The sequence below is a fragment of the Arthrobacter sp. P1_H7 genome (assembly GCF_056405215.1).
The window spans coordinates 23923-43386 of record NZ_JBFUCO010000012.1 but is presented as its reverse complement, the minus strand read 5'-3'; the positions used below and the strand labels follow the sequence as shown (position 1 = coordinate 43386).

The window sequence follows — 19464 nt, the reverse complement described above, 5'->3', positions numbered from 1 at the left end:
AATGACTGAACTCCCCCTGATCGGCGAGGCCGTCGCCGTCGCCGCCAACGCTCCTGGTGCTCGCAGGCTGGCCGGTGCGAAGATCGGCGTCGTCACCTTCCCCGGCACCCTCGACGACCGTGACGCCGCCCGCGCGGTCCGTCTGGCCGGCGCCACCCCGGTGGAGCTCTGGCACGCCGGCACCACCCTGGGTGACGTTGACGCCGTCGTGATTCCCGGCGGGTTCTCGTACGGCGATTACCTCCGCGCCGGCGCGATCGCCCGCTTCGCCCCGCTGATGTCCAAGATCATCGACGCCGCCAATTCCGAGGCCAAGCTGCCCGTGCTGGGCATCTGCAACGGCTTCCAGATCCTGACCGAGTCGCACCTGCTGCCCGGTTCCATGATCAAGAACGACCACCTGAAATTCATGTGCCGGGACCAGGTGCTGCGCGTGGAGAACAACACCACCGCCTGGACCGGGGACTATGCCGCCGGCCAGGAAATCACTGTGCCGCTGAAGAACCAGGACGGCCAGTACATCGCCGACGAGAAGACCCTGGATGCGCTTGAGGCCGAAGGCCGCGTTGTGTTCCGCTACGTCGGCTTCAACCCGAACGGCTCCCGCCGCGACATCGCCGGCATTTCCAACGCCGCAGGCAACGTGGTGGGCCTCATGCCGCACCCCGAGCACGCCGTCGAGGCCGGCTTTGGCCCCGAGCTCGGCTCCGGCACCGAGGGCCTCGGGTTCTTCACCTCTGTCCTGAACAAGATCGTGGGAGACAACAAATGACGGAGACACCCGCAGTGGCGGCACCCGCGGAGACCGCCCGGAAGTTCAACATCGACACCGTCGAGAACGCTGCCAAGACCCCGGACACCGAACTCCCCTGGGCCGAGCTGGGCCTGAAGCAGAACGAGTTCGACGAGGTCGTGAAGGTCCTGGGTCGCCGCCCCACCGGCGCGGAACTCGCCATGTACTCGGTGATGTGGAGCGAACACTGCTCCTACAAGTCCTCGAAGAACCACCTGCGCCAGTTTGGCGACAAGGTGACCGAGGAAATGAAGAAGGACATGCTCGTGGGTATCGGCGAAAACGCCGGTGTCACCAACCTGGGCGACGGCTGGGCCGTGACGTTCAAGATCGAGTCCCACAACTCGCCGTCGTTCGTGGAGCCCTACCAGGGCGCCGCAACCGGCATCGGCGGCATTGTCCGCGACATCATCTCCATGGGCGCCCGCCCGGTCGCGGTGATGGATCCGCTGCGCTTCGGCGCCATTGACCACCCGGACACCGCCCGCGTCATGCACGGCGCCGTGGCAGGGATCGGCGGCTACGGCAACTCGCTGGGCCTGCCCAACATCGGCGGCGAAATGGTCTTCGACTCCGTCTACCAGGGCAACCCGCTGGTGAACGCGCTGGCCGTCGGCGTGATGCGCCACGAGGACATCCGCCTCGCCAACGCCTCCGGCAAGGGCAACAAGGTGGTGCTGTTCGGTGCCCGCACCGGCGGCGACGGCATCGGCGGCGCCTCCGTGCTGGCCTCGGAGTCCTTCGATGACACCAAGCCGTCCAAGCGCCCCGCGGTCCAGGTGGGCGACCCGTTCGCCGAGAAGGTCCTGATCGAGTGCTGCCTGGAGCTGTTCAAGGGATCCCTGGTCGAAGGCATCCAGGACCTCGGCGCCGCAGGCATTTCCTGCGCCACCTCCGAGCTCGCCTCCAACGGCGACGGCGGCATGGAAGTCGAGCTGACCTCCGTCCTGCTCCGCGACCCCACCCTGACCCCGGGCGAAATCCTGATGTCCGAGTCGCAGGAACGCATGATGGCCGTGGTCACCCCGGAGAACATCGCCGCGTTCGAAGCGGTCATGGACAAGTGGGCGGTGGAGTACTCCTGGCTGGGCGAGGTGACCGATACCGGCCGCCTCATCATCACGTGGGAAGGCGAAGTCATTGTCGACGTCGACCCGCGCACCGTGGCCCACGACGGTCCGGTCTACGACCGTCCGTACGCCCGCCCCGAATGGCAGGACGCCGTCCAGGCCGACTCCTTCACCGGGTCCGTGCAGGACGCCGGACGCCCCTCCGCCCCCGCGGAGCTGGCCGCCGCCATCACCGAACTCGTCGCCTCACCGAACATGTGCGACAAGTCCTGGATCACCAAGCAGTACGACCGCTACGTCGGCGGCAACACCGCCATGGCGTTCCCGGACGACGCCGGCGTGGTCCGGGTGGACGAGGAAACCGGCTTGGGCGTGGCCCTGGCCACCGACGCCAACGGCCGTTACACCTACCTGGACCCTTACCACGGCGCGCAGCTGGCCCTGGCCGAGGCCTACCGCAACGTCGCCACCTCCGGCGCCGTGCCGATGGCCGTCAGCGACTGCCTGAACTTCGGCTCCCCGGAGGACCCCGACGTCATGTGGCAGCTGGCCGAAGCCATCCGCGGCCTGTCCGACGCCTGCATGGTCCTCGGCATCCCTGTCACCGGCGGCAACGTCTCGCTGTACAACCAGACCGGGACCACCCCCATCCACCCCTCCCCCGTGGTGGCTGTGCTGGGCAAGTTCGACGACGTCGCCCGCCGCACCCCGTCGGGCTGGAAGGAAGACGGCCAGGCCATCTACCTGCTGGGCACGACGGCGGCTGAGCTGGACGGCTCGGAATGGTCCAACATGCGCGGACACCTGGGCGGCCTGCCGCCCAAGGTTGACCTCGACGCCGAGCGCGAACTCGGTCAGATCCTGATCAACGCCTCCCGCGACGGCATGGTGGATTCGGCCCACGACCTCTCCGAAGGCGGCCTTGCCGCGGCCCTCGTGGAGTCGTCCCTGCGCTACGGCGTGGGCGCCCGGATCGCCCTGCAGGACGTCCTGGACCGCGACGGCGTGGACCTGTTCACGGCGCTGTTCTCCGAAACCCAGGGCCGCGCCGTCGTCGCTGTGCCGCGCTCGGAGGAAATCCGCTTCACGGACATGTGCACCGCCCGCGGCTTTGCGCACGTCCGGATCGGTGTGGTGGACGCCGAGGGCGGCACGCTGGAGATCAACGGCGTCGAGACCATGAACCTCGACGCGCTCCGCGAAGCCCACGAGGCGACCCTGCCGAAGTACTTCGGCTAACAAGTTCCATCGATTGCTCCGCAGCTGCCCTTTTGACCCTCAAAACGGCAGTTGCGGAGCAATCGTTCGTTAACGGCCGGGCCGCCAGCCCGCCTGCAGGAGCGCGGCACGGACCTTGGCCACCGCGGCCTTGGCATCATCGTGCATATGCCGCTTGGAGATTCGGACCTCGGTCCAACCGAGGGCCGTGTACCTCTCCGAACGGGCGATGTCCCGGACGATCTGGCCCTCCTCACCGTGGAGTTCGCCCTCGTACTCGACGCCGATTCTGTATTTCCGATAGGACAGGTCGGGTTCGTGGTGCCGGGTTCCTGCATCGTCGATGATCGGCACGTTCAGCTCTGGTTCCGGAAGGCCGGCCCGGACTATGGCCAGCCTCAGCAAGGACTCCTGCGGCGAATCCGATCCCACCCGAATGAGGGCGATGGCTTCCTTCGCCTTGCGGAGTCCGCGTTTTCCCTTGTGGCGGTCGATCATCCGCTGCAGATCCTGCAGGCTGCAGAGCGGCACATCCCTGCCGTCGAGCTCAGGCCGGGGCATCCGGACGCAGCTGTCGCCGGCCACGACGAGTTGGTCTACGGTCAGCATTTCGGCCAGATCCAGCCAGGTCCGCTCCGGGGTGGTGATGGGAATCCCGTCCAGCAGCGTGATCTCGTCGTCGTAGAGCTTCATGCGGTGGACGATTACGTGTGGCCGGTTGAGATGGGCCGCGCCCTCGGGCCTGATCACGTGGTACATCGGTGGTGCCTCCTTCTGCTGCCGCACCGGAAGCGAACCAAGCTCCGCCGCGGTGAGGTGCGACGCGGCGCATCGCTCATTGACCTCAATGAATGGCCGCACTCGCACGCACAGGGGAAGCCCCGGCGTCGGGCTTTGCACACGGATTCCCCGGCCCAGCGCGGCCAGGGACCGGTGGCGGAGCCTTTTCGGTGACACACCAGCCGCAGCCGCTTCGACGACAGTAAAGGGGCGTCGCCGGAAATCGTCCGGCAGCGGGCGCGCGGTCTTCATGGCTTCATCAGACCAGTTCGGCGCGTACGCCGCAGGAGTTATCCACAACCCCCATCGACTGCTCCATAAGTGCCGTTATGAGGCCTCAAAAGGGCGCCTACGGAGCAGTCGACGGGGTTGGCGGAGCAATCCGCGGGGATCAGTCGTCGCTCCGGAGCTCCCGTTGCCGTGCGCTGAGGAGTTCGAGTTCGGGCCGGGCTGCCACGAAGCGTTCGACGGCGGTCAGCACCTCCACGACGTGTGCCCGGTCTGCTGCCACCAGGCCGGCGCCCAACTGCGTGCGGCGGTGCTGCTCATGGTCCCCGACCTCGGCCACGGAGACATCAAAGCGGCGCTTCAGCTCCGCCAGGAGCGGCCGCACCACGGAGCGTTTCTCCTTCAGGCTGTGAACGTCGCCCAGAAGGATGTCGAATTCAATCCAGCCGATCCACATGCGCTAAGCGTATCCATTGCCGGTTAGATGGTGAGCTCGCCCATCCGGTCCCAGCCGTCGCCGTCGAGCTGCCGGCTGATGATCCGGGGCGTCTCGGCCAGCGCCTGCGGCATGGCCGCCATGGCCTGCTTGAAGTGGGCGCTGTTCACGTGGTCCCCGGCGGCGTCGTCCTTGAAAGCCTCAACGAGGACGAATTCATTGGAGTCCTCCACACTGCGGGACCAGTCGAACCACAGGTTGCCGGGCTCCTGGCGGGTGGCCTGGGTGAAACCGTCCACGAGCCCCAGCCAGCGCTCAGACCAGTCCGGCTTGACCTTGAATTTGACGACGATGAAGATCATTGGCTGAAGCCTTTCATTGGTTTTCCGGAGGTTCCATTCTTCCAGCATGACAACCCTCCAGCATGACAACGCGCAGTCACATGGCCCGTTGCCGGGTCAACAGGCCTTGATGGCCTCGCGGGCCAGTTCCTGCTGCCGCGGGGTGCCGATCCGGTCGGCCCACTGTTCGGCGAGCTGGAACTCCACCATGGCCTCGGTGCAGCGGCCGGCGTCGTGCAGCGTCCAGCCGAGGTTGTTGTGCAGCGAGACCACCCACCGTTTGGTCCGTTCGTCGTGGACCGTGGAGGCATACTCCAGGGCGCTCCGGGTCCAGGTCTCGGCGTGGGCGGAGTCGGCGATGGCGAGCATGTGCAGCGCGTCCACGGCCAGGAATTCCTCGCCCAGGTGGTCTGCCAGTTCGGCCGCCTGCTCAAAGAGCGGCACGGCCATCTCCGGGTGGCCGCTGGAATTGAGCACCCGGCCCCGTTCCAGCAGCACCCGCACGGCCACGGTGGGCTCGTCGGCGTCGACCGAATCCAGCAGGGCGTCGGCTTCCTCGAAGCGGCCCTGCAGCCCGATGGCCCGCCCCAGCTGGGTGGTGAGTTCGGCGCGTTCGTCGGTGTCGTAGCTGTCATCCGCCGCGGCCGCCCGGAACCGGGCTTCGGACCCGGCGGGGTCCTCGAAGTTCCACAATTGGTCAAGGGTTTTCTGTTCCAGCATCCATCTGCTCCTGATCAGCTTTCACCTGCGGCCAGTTCGTGTGCACTCCCAATGTAGCGGGAAGTGACATGCCTTTGTGCCCGTCCAGCGAGGGCGGCGCCGGCCGCGTAGAACCAGTTGGACGGCCGGCTGAAGGCCGTGATTTTCAGGAACACCCGCCCCGCGGCGTCGATCTCCACTTCGAAGGCCTCCTCGCCCCGCACGGGATGCCCGGGAAGCGTGCCGTACCCGAACCCGGCTCGTTGCGGCCCGTCGCCGGGCACCGGCCGGCGCACCCACACCACCTCGCAGGGCGCGTTAATCCGGAAGGGTCCGACGCCGAATCCACTCACCACGCGCGCGCCGGGCACGACGGCGTCGGCGTCGGTGCGGATGCGCAGTCCGGAGCGTTTCTGCAGCTGCCAGGTCAGAATCCCCTGCGCCACCCTCCGGTACAGGGCCGGCCCGTCGCCAAGGTACGCCCGGGACACCAGGCAGGGAAAGCCATCCGGAGCCTGCCCGTGCTCAGTGGAGCCAATGCCCGGATAGTTCAGCCCGCCCCGCGCGCCGCGGCCGGCACCGGGATCACCGCTCATGTGTCCTCACCCCTGGCGAGTCCCGCCCAGCCCAGCTGTTCCCGCTGCTTCCGGCTGAACGAGGCGACCACCAGGTCATAGGAATCCTCCACCATGTCCCGGACCATGCCATCCGGCAGCGATCCGTCCAGCCGGACCCCGTTCCAGTGCGTCTTGTTCATGTGCCAGGCGCCGGTGATTTCCGGATGGATGGCCCGCAGTTGTTCGGCTAGGGCCGGCTCGCACTTGAGGCTCACGGACCAGTCGGCCGGGTCCATGGCCGACGCCGCGAACATCTTGGCGTCCTGCCGCGTGCCGCCGGCTGTACCCGCCCGCACCTTGAAAACCGATGTCTCCGGTCCGAAGGGAAAGTCCTCAAACGCGCCGGGGAAGCTCAGGCAAATCTGTCGGAGGGTGGCAACGTCCATGGCACGAGCCTATCCGGCTGCGCGCTATCCGGCTGCGCGGGCTATCCGGCTGCAGCCTGTCCGGCAGTGCGGGCGTCGCCGATGCTGTGCAGCCCTTCGGGAGTGGTGCCGTTGACTTCGTAGTCGCCCACGGTGCGCGCCTTGAACACGGCGGGGTTGTGGGTGGCCACGGTCCGGGCGTTGCGCCAGTGCCGGTCCAGCGATTTCGACTTCGACGTGGCGGACGCTCCGGTCACGTCGAAGAGCTGCTGGGCCGCGGACTGGACAAGTTCGGGCACCAGCAGCTGCGCCTTTTCCACCGCAATCTCGCCGCGGACGTAGCGCTCCTCCGCGGTGAGGTCCAGGCCCTGGTCGGCACCGGCGTCGAGCTCCCGGGCGGCGGCCAGCACCACGGACTCCGCCGCGAAGACCTTGGCCGAGAGCTGGCCCACGAGCTGCAGGATCAGCGGGTCGCTGCGGAACAGGTCGCCGGACCCGGTGTTGAACGTGCGCTTGCGGTCGCGCACGAGTGCCCTCGCGTCGACCAGCGCCGCCCGGCCGATGCCCGCCAGGACGGCGAGCAGGACCAGCTGGAAGAAGGCCGGCTCGTGCGTGGTGGATTCCGAGCGCCGGATGATGTTGGCGTCCGGCACCACGGCGTCGCGGAAAATCGTGGTGCCGGTGCCGGTCAGCTGCTGTCCGAACCCGTCCCAGTCGTCGAGGATCTCAACCCCCGGCTGGGTGGTGCTGACCACGGCGTACTGCCGGCCCTCCACACCCTCGGTGCTGGCCATGACGGCAATCCACTCGGCGAAGATGGTGCCCGTGGTGTAATACTTCCTGCCGTTGAGCAGCCAGTCCCCGCCGTGGCGCTTCAGCTTGGTCCCGGTGGTGCCGAGGACATTTCCGGACTTCTCCGTGGCGGCGTTTCCAAAGATCTCCCCGGCCACCACCTTCGGGTACCAGCGGTTCCGGAAAACCACGGATTCCAGCCCGACGGTTTCCACGAAGGCGAAGTGCGAGCGGTAGAGGTGGGCCACGGAGGAATCCGCCGCGGCGAGTTCGATGAGCAGCCGGAAGAAGGGCTCGAAGCCGATGCCGTCGCCGCCGTGTTCCGTGGGCACCCGCAGCCGGCCGAAGCCTTCCTCGTTCAGCCAGCGGACCTGTTCGAAGGGCAGGACCCGGTCCTGCTCGCGGGCCAGCGCGCCCTCCGCGATCCGGGCAAACACGGGCCGGAAACGCTGCGCGAGCGTCTCGTAGGCAGCTTCAGCCGAAGGTGCTGCGGCCGATGGCGCGGCGGGGGCTGTGGTCTCTGGTGCGTAGGACATGCGTTCCCTCGGTTGCTGTTGGCCGGACTAGAGCTTGGCGACGTCGGCGGCGGGATCCTGGTCCCAGGGGGTGGGCAGGATGCCCTTCTGGTAGCTGGCAAACCAGGCTTTGACCTCCGGGGACTGGAAGGCGGCCTTGAGGGCCGCAGCCTTCTCCGACCCGGCGAAATCCTTCCGCCCGGCAACCACGATCCGGAACGGGACCTGGTCCGCATCCGTTTCGAAGGCCAGCGCGTCGTCTTTGCTGTGCCCGGCGTCGGCGGCCATCCGGGCGACCAGGAAGCCGGCATCGACGTCGGGAAGGGTCTTGGCGAGGGACTGCTGGTCCACTTCCACGAACTGCAGCTTCTTCGGGTTGGCGGTGATGTTCTTCTGCGAGGTGTGGATCACGGTTGCGTCGGACAGCTCCAGCAGGCCGGCATCGCGCAGCATGAACAGGGCCCGGCCGTTGTTCGCCGGGTCCACGGGGATGCCGATCTTGGCGCCGTCCGGGAGCTCGTCCAGGGACTTGTACTTGTCAGACCAGATGCCGCCCGGCGCGCTGTAGACGTAGAACAGTCCCACGTTCTCCAGGCCCTTGTCCTGGTTGAACTGCTTCAGGTAGGCGTTGTGCTGGAAGAAGTTGGCGTCGAATTCGCCGTTGGCCACGGCCAGGTTGGGCTGGATGATGTCCGTGACGTACGTGGGCTCCAGGGTCCAGCCCTGGGCCGCGAGCAGCTTCTGGGCCAGCTTGGTTGGTTCCTGGTACGGGGCGGACTCGGTGACGATGATCTTGATCGTCTTGCCGCCGCTGGCGCCGGCACCGCCGGGGTTGGTGAGGCCGCAGCCGGTCAGTGCCGCGGCGGACACTGCGCCGGCGCCGGCGAGGGCATACTTGAGGAAATTTCTACGCTGCATGGTCTTGGTCCTTTGTGGTGGTTCGCGCTGAGCTATGGCTAGGCCGTGACGGTGGCGGGCTGGTTTTCGGCAGCCGCGGAGAATTCGGTGAAGGCTCCCCGGAAGGCGGCGGCGGGGTGGCGGCCGTTGAGGCGCGGCCCGGCGCCGAAGAGCTTTTCGCGCAGGGTTCCCGGCGCGTAGCCGGTCTGGGCCAGGCCACGGCTGCGCAGTTCCGGCAGCACCCCGTCGATGAAGTCGGTGTAGGAGCCGGGGATGGTCTGGTTGATGATGTTGATGCCGTCGATTCCGGCGTCCTGCCACTGCTCGAGGCGGTCGGCTATCTGGTCCGGCGTTCCCACCACCCGGTTGGCCCGGCTGCGGTAGAGCGCAATGTCGCGGAGGGTGGGGTTGCCGCCACGGACGGAGGCGCGGATGGCCGTGAGATGGCCCTGGCTGCCTTCGGTCTCCAGGTCACCGAGCGGCGTGTCCAGCGGCAGGCCGCCGAGGTCGACGCCGAACCCGCCGCCCACGTGGGCCAGCAGGGCCTCAATGTCCAGGCTGTCCTCGAGTTCGTCGGCTTTGCGGTTCGCCTCGGCTTCGGTGCCGCCCACCACGAAGTGCATACCCTGCAGGAACTTCACGTCATCCGGATGGCGGCCGGCGGCAACGGCCTGATCCCGGACGGCCGCGGTGTACTTCGCGGCCACCTCGGTGCTCGGCGCGAGGGTGAAGGTGGCCTCGGCGTTGGCGGCGCAGAACTGCTGGCCGCGGCCGGAGCTCCCGGCCTGGAAAAGCACCGGGGTGCGTTGCGGCGACGGGGCCGCGAGGTGGGGCCCGTCGATCGAGTACCGGGGTCCGCGGTGGTAGATCTTGCTGACTTTCTCCGGGTCCGCGTGGACTCCGGTCTCCTTGTCCCGGAGCAGCGCATCGTCTGCCCAGGACCCTTCCCACAATTTGTAGGCGGCCTCGACGTATTCGTCCGCCCAGTCGTAGCGTTCGTCATGCTTGGTCAGCTCTGTGGCGTTGAAGTTCCGGTGCGCGTTTTCCAGCACGCTGGTGACGATGTTCCAGGCCACGCGGCCGCCGCTGATGTGGTCCAGCGTGGACATCTGCCGGGCGAACTGGAACGGGTGGCTCTGGATCACCGACGACGTCGCGGCCAGCCCGATCTCCCGCGTTCCGGTGGCGAGCGCGGACAGCAGGATGAGGGGGTCGTTGGAGGGCACCTGCAGTCCCTTTTTCAGCAGCGATGCCCAGCCGCCGTCGTAGTCGCCGTAGAGACCGACGACGTCGGCGAAGAAGATCGCGTCAAACTTCGCGTCCTCGAGCTGGCGGGCCAGGTCGACCCAGAGCTGGAGTTCGTTGAACCGGTGCTGCTGGGCTTCCGGGCGCCGCCACTGGCCGCCCATGATGTGGCTGGACGTGTTCATCACGAAGGCGCTGATCAGCAGGCGGGGGCGGGGTCCGTCGAAGCGGGTACTGGGTGTTGAAGTCATGGGGTGCTTTCCGCTGGGGAGGTGGGAAGAGGGTGCTGCGGGACGCTCAGAGGCGCTTGTCCAGGCGCCGGGCAACATAGGACCCGCCCAGCTGAACGATGGTGACCAGCAGGATCATCAGGACAATCGCGGTGATCATGAGCGGAGTTTCGTAGCGGTAGTAGCCGTACCGGATGGCGAAGTCGCCGATTCCGCCGCCGCCCACCAGGCCGGCCATCGCCGAGTAGGAGATGAAGCTGACGGTCATGATGGTGATGGAGCTGACGAGTCCGGGCTTCGCCTCCACAATCAGGACGTCCCGGACGATCTGGGACCGGCTGGCGCCCATGGACCGTGCCGCTTCGACCACTCCGCCGCCGAGCTGGCTCAGGTTCTGTTCCACAAAGCGGGCGAAATAGGGGATGGCGTTGAGAGTCAGCGGGACAATGACGGCGGCCGTGCCGATGGTCGTGCCGACAATGAACCTGGTCACGGGAATGATCGCGATCAGCAGGATCAGGAACGGGAACGAGCGGAGCAGGTTGACCAGTCCGTCCAGGACGCGGTGCAGTTTTGGCCGGTGCTTGAGCCCGTTGGGACCGATGGTGTAGAGCAGGACACCCAGCGGTGTCCCGAGGAGCACCGCCAGCGGGATGGCCACCAGCAGCATGGTGAGGGTCTGCCCCATGGCGACGCCGATTTCGGGCAGGACTTCCAGGACGCGGTCAAACATTGATCAGGCCCTCCGACTCGGCTGTGGTGTGGGTGCCCCTCCCGGAGCGGTCCAGCTGGATCTCATCGGAGACCAGGTAGCGGCCGATCGACGTCGCCGGGTGGAAGCCGGGGCGCCGGAGTTCGGTGAGGTCGAACTGCTCCACCACCCGGCCCTCTTCCATGACCGCGACGTTGTCCGCGATGGCCTTGATGACGTTCATCTCGTGGGTGACCACCACGATCGTGATGCCGAATTCGGCGTTGACGTCGGCCAGGTACTGCAGGACCGATGACGTCGTCCGGGGATCGACAGCCGACGTCGGCTCGTCGCAGAGCAGCACCTTGGGCCCGGTGGCGAGGGCGCGGGCGATCGCCACCCGCTGTTTCTGGCCCCCCGAGAGCTTGGCCGGATATGTCCCCGCCTTGTCGGCGAGGTCCACGATTTCCAAGGTTTCGGCGGCCCGCCTTCGGCGTTCTGCCTTCCCGACGCCGGCGAACTTCAGGGACAGCTCCACATTTTCCTGGGCCGTGAGGTTGTTGAGGAGATTGAAGTGCTGGAAAATCATGCCGATGTCGTGCCGCTTGGTCCGGAGCTCGGCGTCGGAGAGGGTCACCAAGTCCACGCCGTCCACCAGGACGCGTCCCGACGTCGGGCGCTCGAGGAGGTTGATGTTGCGCAGCAGCGTGGATTTGCCGGCGCCGGAGAACCCGATGATGCCCTGAATGGTGCCCCGCCTGATGTGCAGGCTGACGTCGTCGACGGCCGTGAAGGGGCCAGCGGCCGAAGCGAAGGACGTGCTGACGTTCTGGATCTCGATCACAGGCCCCCACCTGCTCGGGGCCGCGGCGCTGCCGCTGTCTGCGTGTTCATGATTTCCTCCGGGCTCGCCCGAGGAAAGCCCTGGGTCCTGGCTTCCGGGCAGCGCTGAGCGAAGCCGCGGGAGCCTAAGAACACAGTGGTTCTCCATCGGTCCTGGCGGTAGCACCGTCCTCAAAGAGGGGGTTGCTGCGGCGTCACAGAGCCAGATCTCTCAGCCGCTCGGGATGGTTACGAGTCCATCTCACACGGCAATGCGGCGGATACGGAAAAAGCCGGTCACATTTTGTAACCGACTCTTCCCAACCTGTTGATCGTCATTCCCGGGCCGTTAGATGCCCACGCGCCAGCCTTCGCGGGCCGGGCACGCGTCCACGACGACGTCCAGCCCGGCGGCTTTGGCGCGGTCCGCCGCGGCCTCGTCGAAGACGCCCAGCTGCAGCCAGACGGCTTTGGCGCCTACGGCGATGGCCTCGTCAATGACGGCCCCCACCCTGTGGGAGTTGACGAAGCAGTCCACGACGTCGATCGGGTGCTTCTCCGCCGGGATGTCCGCCAGGGAACGGTACCCCTTCTCCCCGTGGACGTCGTCGCCGGGAAGGTTGACCGGAATGATGGTCATGCCCATCCGGTCCCGGACATAGAGGGAGACTTCGTACGCCGAGCGCCATTCGTTGGTGCTGAGGCCGACCACCGCCCACGTGCCTTTGGTTCGCATGAGGCGGTCAATGACTGCCGGATCGTTAACATGGGCCATGCATCAACCTTACTCCTGCGGCCTTTCCGGACAATCGCCGAATAAATGAATGATTTCGACCGGGCCCAGGCCGCGTGAACGAATATTACAGCGCTCCCAGGCGTCGATTTTGTGGAATCCTGCATCTGAAGTTCTAGTAGGTAATGACCATCCCGAGCGGCCGAGAGACCTGGATCGATGACGCCGCAGCAACCCCCGGTGACGTGAGATGACCATTCCCACGGAACTGTTCCGCCCTCCTTCGAGCAAATTCGAGGGAACCGGAGGGACCAAGGGTGCTACTGCCAGGACCGATGGAGTGCAGCAATGACCCCTGAGAATTATTCCGCCCTGCCCACCTTTCCCCGGCACGGCGCCGCCGCGACGGCGGGAACTGCCCAGGCAGAGACGGTTGCGTTCTGGGAAACCCAGGCTCTCCGCCTCGACTGGGCGGACGTGCCCGGCGGCGCAATGGAGCGCGCCAAGCCCTGGCACACCGCGCACCGCCGGGTCCCGGCCGACGTCGAGGCCGGCATCGGACCGCAGATCACCTGGTTCGAAGGGGGCAGACTCAATGTCGCCTACAACTGCGTCGACCGCCACGTAGCGGCGGGGCGCGGGGACAAGGTGGCCCTGCACTTCGAGGGCGAGCCCGGTGACCGCCGTGCCGTCACCTACGCCGACCTCCAGCGCGAGGTCTCCAAAGCCGCCAACGTCCTCCTGGATCTCGGCATCACCAAGGGCGACCGGGTGGTCATCTACCTCCCCGTCATCCCCGAAACCGTCATCATCACCCTCGCCGTGGCCCGCATCGGCGCCATCCATTCCCTGGTCTTCGGCGGGTTCTCCGCGGAGGCCCTGAAGTTCCGGGTCGAGGACACCGGCGCCAAGCTCCTGGTCACCACCGACGGCCAGTTCCGCCGCGGCACCGCCGTGCCGGTCAAGGACAACGCGGACGCCGCCGTCTCCGGCGACAACGCCATCGAACACGTCCTGGTGGTCAACCGGACCACTCCCGCGGGCGAACTGGACACCGTCCCGATGACCGCGGGCCGCGATGTGTGGTGGCACGACGCCGTCGGGTCCGCCTCCGAGACTCACGTGGCCGAGGCGTTCGACGCCGAGACGCCGCTGTTCATCATGTACACCTCCGGCACCACCGGCAAGCCCAAGGGCCTGGTCCACACCTCCGGCGGCTACCTCACGCAGGCGTCCTGGAGCTTCGAGCACCTGTTCAGCAACCCCGACCCGGCGCTGCGGGAGAAGGACGTGCACTGGTGCACGGCCGACCTCGCCTGGGTCACCGCGCACACCTACGAGCTCTACGGCCCGCTCTCCAACGGCGCCACGCAGGTCATCTTCGAGGGCACACCCAACACCCCGCACCCGGGCCGGCACTTCGAGATCATCGAACGCTACGCGGTCACGCAGTACTACACCGCGCCCACCCTGGTCCGCTCCCTCATGGGCTGGTTCCCGGACGGCGTCCCGGCCACGTACGATCTCTCCTCCATCCGTCTGCTCGGCACGGTGGGCGAGGCCATCAACCCCGAGGCCTGGCGCTGGTTCCGGGCCAACATCGGCGCCGGCACCGCCCCGATGGTGGACACCTGGTGGCAGTCCGAAACCGGCGCCACCATCCTCTCCCCCGCGCCGACGGACACCGCGTTCAAACCCGGCTGCGCGGCCCGCCCGCTGCCCGGCGTCAGCACACGAATCGTGGACGACGCCGGCAACACGGTGCCGCCCGGCGTACAGGGTTTCATCGTGGTGGACTCCCCCGGCCCCGCGATCGCCCGGACGGTCTGGGGCAACCCGCGCCGGTACTTCGATTCGTACTGGCGCCAATACGCCGAGCAGGGCTGGTTCCTCGCCGGTGACGGCGCCAAGTATGACGACGACGGCGACATCTGGATCCTCGGGCGGGTGGATGACACCCTCAACGTCTCCGGACACCTGCTCTCCACCATCGAGGTCGAATCGGCGCTCGTCTCCCACCCGGACGTGGTGGAGGCCGGCGTCTGCCCGGTCGCGGACCCAAAGACCGGCCACGCGATCGTCGCGTTCGTGGTCCCCACCCGCACCCTCCCCTCGCAAGCTCGGGCAGGGAACCCTGCGGGCGTGGGCCCAAACTCATTTGCTGAGGAGCTCCGCAACCACGTCGCGAAGCAGATCGGGCCGATCGCGAAGCCGCGGGACGTCGTCGTCGTTCCCGATGTGCCGAAGACCCGCAGCGGCAAGATCATGCGCCGGCTGCTGACCCAGCTGTTCGAAGGCACAACGCTCGGTGACACCACCTCGCTGCAGAACGAACTATCCATCGCGGGCATCCAGGATGTGCTGCGCGACCGCGCGGCGGAATTCCTGGCAACAGCAAGCCCCACCCGGAAGTAAAGGAACACCCATGACTGAGATCAGCAACGTCGCCCGTCTTTCCGAACCGCTCAAGTTCGCCTACTGGGTCCCCAACGTCTCCGGCGGCCTGGTGGTGTCCACCATCGAACAGCGCACTGGCTGGGACTTCGAGTACAACAAGAAGCTGGCCAGGATCGCGGAAAACTCCGGCTTCGAATACGCCCTGACCCAAACCCGGTACGCCGCCTCCTACGGCGCGGACAAGCAGCACGAGGCCACCTCGTTCAGCCTGGCGCTGCTGGCCGCCACCGAGCGCCTCAAGGTGATCTCCGCCGTCCATCCGGGCATGTGGCACCCCGGCGTGCTGGCGAAGTACATCATCACCGCGGACCACATCTCCAACGGCCGCGCCGCCGTGAACATCGTCTCCGGCTGGCTCAAGGATGAATTCACCAACTTCGGTCTCGAATGGCTCGAACACGACGAACGCTACGTCCGCACCGAGGAGTTCATCAAGGTCCTCCGCGGGCTCTGGACCGAGCAGGACTACAGCCAGTCCGGCAAGTACTACAACATCACCGACTTCACCCTGAACCCGGCACCGGTGGACGTGCCGGGCCGGGCGCACCCGGAGATCTTCTTCGGCGGCAACTCCACGGCCGCGCAGGCCACCGCCGGCCGGGTGGCTGACTGGTACTTCTCCAACGGCAAGGACCTCGAGGGGTTCAAGGAGAACATCGCCGGCGTCGTCGCCGCCGCCGGCGACAGCGGGCGCGGGGCCGGGAACGCCCAGCCCAATCTGCCTTCTCCCAAGTTTGGCCTCAACGGGTTCGTGATCGCCCGGGATTCCGAGAAGGAAGCCCGCGACACCCTCCGCGAGATCGTCGAGAAGGCGCACAAGCCCGCCGTGGAGGGGTTCCGCGCCGCCGTCCAGGAAGCCGGGGCGTCCACCAAGGACGGCAAGGGCATGTGGGCCGACTCGAGCTTCGAGGACCTGGTCCAGTACAACGACGGCTTCAAGACCCAGCTGATCGGCACCCCGGAGCAGATCGCCGAGCGGATCGTGGAGTACAAGAAGATCGGCGTGAACCTGTTCCTGACCGGCTACCTGCACTTCCAGGAGGAAGTCGCCGCGTTCGGCCAGGACGTCCTGCCGATTGTCCGCGAACTCGAGGCCGACCTCGCTCGGAAGAACGGCGTCGAGCTGGACCTGTCCCGGACCCCGGCGGCAAACGCCGGCACTACCAGCAAGCTGGTGAACGCGTAATGGCTGACCGCAAGTACGGATTCCGCACCCGCGCGCTGCACGCCGGCGGCACCCCCGACGCCGAGCACGGCGCCCGGGCGGTGCCGATCTACCAGACCACCTCCTTCGTGTTCAAGGACACCCAGGACGCCGCGAACCTCTTCGCGCTGCAGAAATACGGCAACATCTATTCCCGGATCGGCAACCCCACCGTGGCCGCGTTCGAGGAGCGCATCGCCTCCCTGGAGGGCGGCATCGGCGCGGTGGCGACGTCCTCGGGGATGGCGGCGGAGTTCATCACCTTTGCCGCGCTGACCCAGGCCGGAGACCACATCGTGGCCGCCTCCCAGCTCTACGGCGGCACGGTGACCCAGCTGGACGTCACCCTGCGCCGCTTTGGCGTGGACACCACGTTCGTGGCCGGCACCGATCCGGCGGACTACGCCGCCGCGGTCCGGGAGAACACCAAGGCGATCTTCGTGGAGGTGGTGGCCAACCCGTCCTCGGAAGTCCAGGACCTCGCGGCCCTCGCGAAGGTGGCGCACGACGCCGGCGTCCCGCTCGTCGTCGACGCCACCTTGAGCACGCCCTACCTCGTGCGGCCGATCGAGCACGGGGCGGACATTGTGATCCACTCCGCCACCAAGTTCCTCGGCGGCCACGGCACCACCCTGGGCGGAGTGATTGTCGAAAGCGGCCGCTTCGATTGGGGCAACGGCAACTTCCCGACCATGACCGAGCCCGTGGCCTCCTACGGAGACGTGTCCTGGTGGGGCAACTTCGGCGAGTACGGGTTCCTCACCAAGCTGCGCTGCGAGCAGTTGCGCGACATCGGCCCGGCGCTGTCCCCACAGTCGGCGTTCCAGCTGCTGCAGGGCGTGGAGACGCTCCCCCAGCGCCTCGACGAGCATCTGAAGAACGCCCAGGCCGTGGCCGAATGGCTGGAAGCGGACGAGCGCGTGGCCTACGTGAACTTCTCCGGCCTGCCCTCGCACCCGCACTTCGAGCGGGCGAAGAAGTACCTGCCGCTGGGTCCGGGCTCGGTGTTCTCCTTCGGCGTCAAGGGCGGCCGGGCCGCGGGCCAGAAGTTCATCGAGTCCCTGCAGCTGGCCTCGCATCTGGCCAATGTGGGCGACTCCCGGACGCTGGTCATCCACCCCGGGTCCACCACCCACCAGCAACTGAGCCCCGAACAGCTTGAGTCAGCAGGTGTCCCCGAGGACCTGGTCCGCATCTCCGTGGGCCTCGAGGACATCGATGACATCCTCTGGGACCTGGACCAGGGGCTGGACGCCGCTTCGGAGGCAGCAGCCCCGGATGCATCAGAGGCTGAAGCCTGCACGATCGGAGCGAACTGATGAGCGTTGAAGAACGGACTTGGACCGGACCGTCGGCGCCGGAGCGCCTGAACCTGCTGCGGCAGGCGAAGTCGATCGCGATTGTGGGCGCCTCGGACAAGCCGTCGCGGGCGAGCTATTTCGTGGCCACCTATCTGCAGTCCTCCACCCGGTACAAGGTCTATTTCGTGAACCCGGTGGTGAAGAAAATCCTGGGTCAGCCGACGTATGCGTCGCTCGCGGACCTGCCGGAAAGCCCGGACATTGTGGACGTGTTCCGCAAGCACGGTGATTTGCCGGGAGTCCTGGACGAGGCCATCGCCGCCGGCGCCAAGACTCTCTGGCTGCAACTGGGCTCGTGGCATGAGGACGTTGCCAAGGAGGCCGAGGCCGCCGGGCTCGACGTCGTGATGGATCGCTGCGTGAAGATTGAGCATGCCCGGTTCCACGGCGGCCTGCACCTGGCCGGGTTCGACACCGGCGTCATCTCTTCCAAGCGGCAGGTCCTGGCCTAAGTCCAACCCACCTGCCAACCCACCCGTTGCGCTATCACTTACGGTCGTTCTCAGCGCTCATGACCGCCCTAAGAGATAGCGCAACCGGGGTTTAAGGGCGGCCTATGGCTGGCCGGGGGCCTTGGTCGGAACGACGCCCGGCAGGGTTGGCATAATGTGGCCCGGAACGCGCGGCAGGTCCTTGCCTGCGTTTCCGCCGCCGCCCGGAAGGCCGGGTGACTCGGGCAGTCCCGGCGCCCCGGGCCGCTGGCCGGGGGTCGGCAGGATGCCGTCGCGGCCGACGGCGGGCGGCGTGGCGGGCGGCGCGTGTCCGGCCGCCAAGGAGCCCGGAGCGCTGGAGCTGCTGGGCGTCGATGCTCCGAACGGGGCAGCGCCGGGCGTGCCGGGACCCGTCGTGGCGCCGGGCACGGGAAGGGCGGGGATGGTGGACGGCGAGGGCTGGACATGCTCCGGGGCCGGCGTGCCGTGGCCCGCGGGCTGGAAGATAACCCCGACGGTGTGGCTGACGCTGTGCCGGAAGTCCTCGCTGGACGCCGCCACGGCGCCGGCACCAAGAGTCATGGCACCCACGACGGCGCCGCCGACGATGGCCAGCCGACGCTTCCGGCCGCGGCGCTCGGCGAGGCTGGTGACCCCGGCTGGCAGCGATTTATCGGCGTCATTCTTCGCGGACGCTACCGTGGGCAGCGCCGTCGTCGTGGCTGAGTCAGGGGCGGCTGGACCGGCTGCTCCGGCCGTTCCGGCGGCGAGCAGGGCCGCGAGGTCGGCGCGGGCTGCGGGAGCCGCATCCGGGACCACGGCGCGGAGCTGTTCCAGCGCGCTCCGAAGCTCGGCCGCGGATTCGAGGCCGGAGTCGCTCAGCATCGCCTGGATGCTGTCCTCCTGCTGGGGATCGCGGGTGCCGGTCATGATGCTGCGTGGTCCTTTTCGGTTACGAGTTCGCGCAGGGCACTGAGCCCGCGGCGCTGAAGCTGTTTGATGGCACCCGGCGTCTTGTCCATGATGCCGGCCACCTGTTCGATGGAAAGGTCCGCGACGATCCGCAGGACCAGGACTTCGCGTTGCTCCTCATTGAGCCTCGCGAGGGTGTCCGAGATACCGCCCAGGGATCCGAGCGCCTCGTCCTCGGCCGATGCCGAGTACCGCGCGTCGTTCAGGGGGTCGTATTCGGCCAGGTGCGGCGTGCGTTCTGCCCGCCGTCTGTAGTCGACCAGCCGGGCGTGGGCGACGGAGAAAATGAACGTCCGCAAACCCGTGTGGCCGCCGCGGACGCCGGCCAGTTTCGGCAGCACGTCCACGAACACGTCCTGGGTGAGGGCCTCGGCGTCGTCCACGCCCCGGGCCCGGAAGTAGCCCAGCACGGCCGGGGAAATGACCGCGTACACCGCGCTGAAACCAGAAGGGTCACCAGCTAAAGCGGCTGACAATTCGTCGTCGCTTAGCTGCTGTGCCAAGAGGCTGTCCTTCCGTTACTGCTGGGGTGCGGCCCCCGCAATTCTAGCGGCCGCACCCCCGAGC

Annotated in this window: 20 protein-coding genes and 1 riboswitch; of the genes, 6 read left to right on the top strand and 14 right to left on the bottom strand. The window is 67.4% G+C overall.

What is annotated here, in order from left to right; all coding sequences use genetic code 11:
* The first annotated feature begins 1 nt into the window (after nucleotide 1).
* On the top strand, nucleotides 2-772 hold the full coding sequence (gene purQ, locus AC1DXI_RS13515; RefSeq protein WP_476939066.1) for a phosphoribosylformylglycinamidine synthase subunit PurQ: 771 nt from the start codon (nucleotides 2-4) through the stop codon (nucleotides 770-772).
* Entirely contained in the window at nucleotides 769-3102 is a 2334-nt protein-coding gene (gene purL / locus AC1DXI_RS13510; protein ID WP_043423412.1) for a phosphoribosylformylglycinamidine synthase subunit PurL, read from the top strand. Before purQ ends, purL begins: the two co-directional genes overlap by 4 nt.
* Before the next feature lie 69 nt (nucleotides 3103-3171).
* Here purL and AC1DXI_RS13505 read toward each other — a convergent pair whose 3' ends face one another.
* The 12 genes from AC1DXI_RS13505 to AC1DXI_RS13450 all read right to left on the bottom strand — a co-directional run bounded on the left by AC1DXI_RS13505 (nucleotide 3172) and on the right by AC1DXI_RS13450 (nucleotide 12514).
* Nucleotides 3172-3840: a hypothetical protein gene (locus AC1DXI_RS13505; protein WP_476939065.1), complete on the bottom strand. Its 669-nt coding sequence runs from the start codon at nucleotides 3838-3840 to the stop codon at nucleotides 3172-3174.
* Nucleotides 3841-4252: 412 nt separating this feature from the next.
* Complete coding sequence (locus AC1DXI_RS13500) at nucleotides 4253-4546, bottom strand: DUF503 domain-containing protein (RefSeq protein WP_476939064.1); 294 nt, start codon at nucleotides 4544-4546, stop codon at nucleotides 4253-4255.
* A gap of 23 nt (nucleotides 4547-4569) precedes the next feature.
* Complete coding sequence (locus tag AC1DXI_RS13495) at nucleotides 4570-4887, bottom strand: putative quinol monooxygenase (protein ID WP_476939063.1); 318 nt, start codon at nucleotides 4885-4887, stop codon at nucleotides 4570-4572.
* Nucleotides 4888-4983: 96 nt separating this feature from the next.
* Nucleotides 4984-5586: a hypothetical protein gene (locus AC1DXI_RS13490; RefSeq protein ID WP_476939062.1), complete on the bottom strand. Its 603-nt coding sequence runs from the start codon at nucleotides 5584-5586 to the stop codon at nucleotides 4984-4986.
* Nucleotides 5587-5600: 14 nt separating this feature from the next.
* Nucleotides 5601-6161: a DUF1990 family protein gene (locus tag AC1DXI_RS13485; RefSeq protein ID WP_476939061.1), complete on the bottom strand. Its 561-nt coding sequence runs from the start codon at nucleotides 6159-6161 to the stop codon at nucleotides 5601-5603.
* Nucleotides 6158-6568, bottom strand: coding sequence for an MmcQ/YjbR family DNA-binding protein (locus AC1DXI_RS13480; protein WP_476939060.1), 411 nt, complete (start codon nucleotides 6566-6568; stop codon nucleotides 6158-6160). The genes AC1DXI_RS13485 and AC1DXI_RS13480 overlap by 4 nt, the downstream gene beginning before the upstream one ends.
* 41 nt (nucleotides 6569-6609) lie before the next feature.
* Complete coding sequence (locus AC1DXI_RS13475) at nucleotides 6610-7875, bottom strand: acyl-CoA dehydrogenase family protein (RefSeq protein ID WP_476939059.1); 1266 nt, start codon at nucleotides 7873-7875, stop codon at nucleotides 6610-6612.
* A gap of 27 nt (nucleotides 7876-7902) precedes the next feature.
* Complete coding sequence (locus tag AC1DXI_RS13470) at nucleotides 7903-8772, bottom strand: MetQ/NlpA family ABC transporter substrate-binding protein (RefSeq protein ID WP_026539330.1); 870 nt, start codon at nucleotides 8770-8772, stop codon at nucleotides 7903-7905.
* 38 nt (nucleotides 8773-8810) lie between these two features.
* Nucleotides 8811-10247 (bottom strand): LLM class flavin-dependent oxidoreductase, encoded by a 1437-nt coding sequence (locus tag AC1DXI_RS13465; protein ID WP_476939058.1) that lies wholly within the window; start codon nucleotides 10245-10247, stop codon nucleotides 8811-8813.
* Nucleotides 10248-10293: 46 nt separating this feature from the next.
* The gene (locus AC1DXI_RS13460; RefSeq protein WP_476939057.1) at nucleotides 10294-10959 is read right to left on the bottom strand and encodes a methionine ABC transporter permease; all 666 of its coding nucleotides are present in this window, start codon (nucleotides 10957-10959) and stop codon (nucleotides 10294-10296) included.
* A complete protein-coding gene (locus AC1DXI_RS13455) occupies nucleotides 10952-11761 on the bottom strand; it encodes a methionine ABC transporter ATP-binding protein (protein WP_476939056.1) in 810 nt (269 codons plus the stop codon). The genes AC1DXI_RS13460 and AC1DXI_RS13455 overlap by 8 nt, the downstream gene beginning before the upstream one ends.
* A 140-nt stretch (nucleotides 11762-11901) precedes the next feature.
* Nucleotides 11902-11991, bottom strand: a riboswitch (SAM riboswitch).
* A gap of 97 nt (nucleotides 11992-12088) precedes the next feature.
* Nucleotides 12089-12514: a CoA-binding protein gene (locus AC1DXI_RS13450; protein ID WP_476939055.1), complete on the bottom strand. Its 426-nt coding sequence runs from the start codon at nucleotides 12512-12514 to the stop codon at nucleotides 12089-12091.
* 306 nt (nucleotides 12515-12820) lie between these two features.
* Here AC1DXI_RS13450 and acs point away from each other — a divergent pair, with 306 nt between their 5' ends.
* Genes acs through AC1DXI_RS13430 form a run of 4 tightly spaced genes read left to right on the top strand, consistent with a single transcriptional unit; the run spans nucleotide 12821 to nucleotide 17946 of the window.
* Complete coding sequence (gene acs / locus AC1DXI_RS13445) at nucleotides 12821-14887, top strand: acetate--CoA ligase (protein ID WP_476939054.1); 2067 nt, start codon at nucleotides 12821-12823, stop codon at nucleotides 14885-14887.
* Nucleotides 14888-14897: 10 nt separating this feature from the next.
* A complete protein-coding gene (gene sfnG / locus AC1DXI_RS13440; protein ID WP_476939053.1) occupies nucleotides 14898-16115 on the top strand; it encodes a dimethylsulfone monooxygenase SfnG in 1218 nt (405 codons plus the stop codon).
* Nucleotides 16115-17452, top strand: coding sequence for an O-acetylhomoserine aminocarboxypropyltransferase/cysteine synthase family protein (locus tag AC1DXI_RS13435; protein WP_476939052.1), 1338 nt, complete (start codon nucleotides 16115-16117; stop codon nucleotides 17450-17452). The genes sfnG and AC1DXI_RS13435 overlap by 1 nt, the downstream gene beginning before the upstream one ends.
* Nucleotides 17452-17946 carry a CoA-binding protein gene (locus AC1DXI_RS13430; protein WP_476939051.1) on the top strand — a complete coding sequence of 165 codons (495 nt, stop codon included), beginning with the start codon at nucleotides 17452-17454 and terminating at the stop codon, nucleotides 17944-17946. Before AC1DXI_RS13435 ends, AC1DXI_RS13430 begins: the two co-directional genes overlap by 1 nt.
* A gap of 102 nt (nucleotides 17947-18048) precedes the next feature.
* Here AC1DXI_RS13430 and AC1DXI_RS13425 read toward each other — a convergent pair whose 3' ends face one another.
* On the bottom strand, nucleotides 18049-18855 hold the full coding sequence (locus tag AC1DXI_RS13425) for a hypothetical protein (RefSeq protein ID WP_476939050.1): 807 nt from the start codon (nucleotides 18853-18855) through the stop codon (nucleotides 18049-18051).
* Entirely contained in the window at nucleotides 18852-19400 is a 549-nt protein-coding gene (locus AC1DXI_RS13420; RefSeq protein ID WP_026266889.1) for an RNA polymerase sigma factor, read from the bottom strand. The genes AC1DXI_RS13425 and AC1DXI_RS13420 overlap by 4 nt, the downstream gene beginning before the upstream one ends.
* Nucleotides 19401-19464 lie beyond the last annotated feature (64 nt).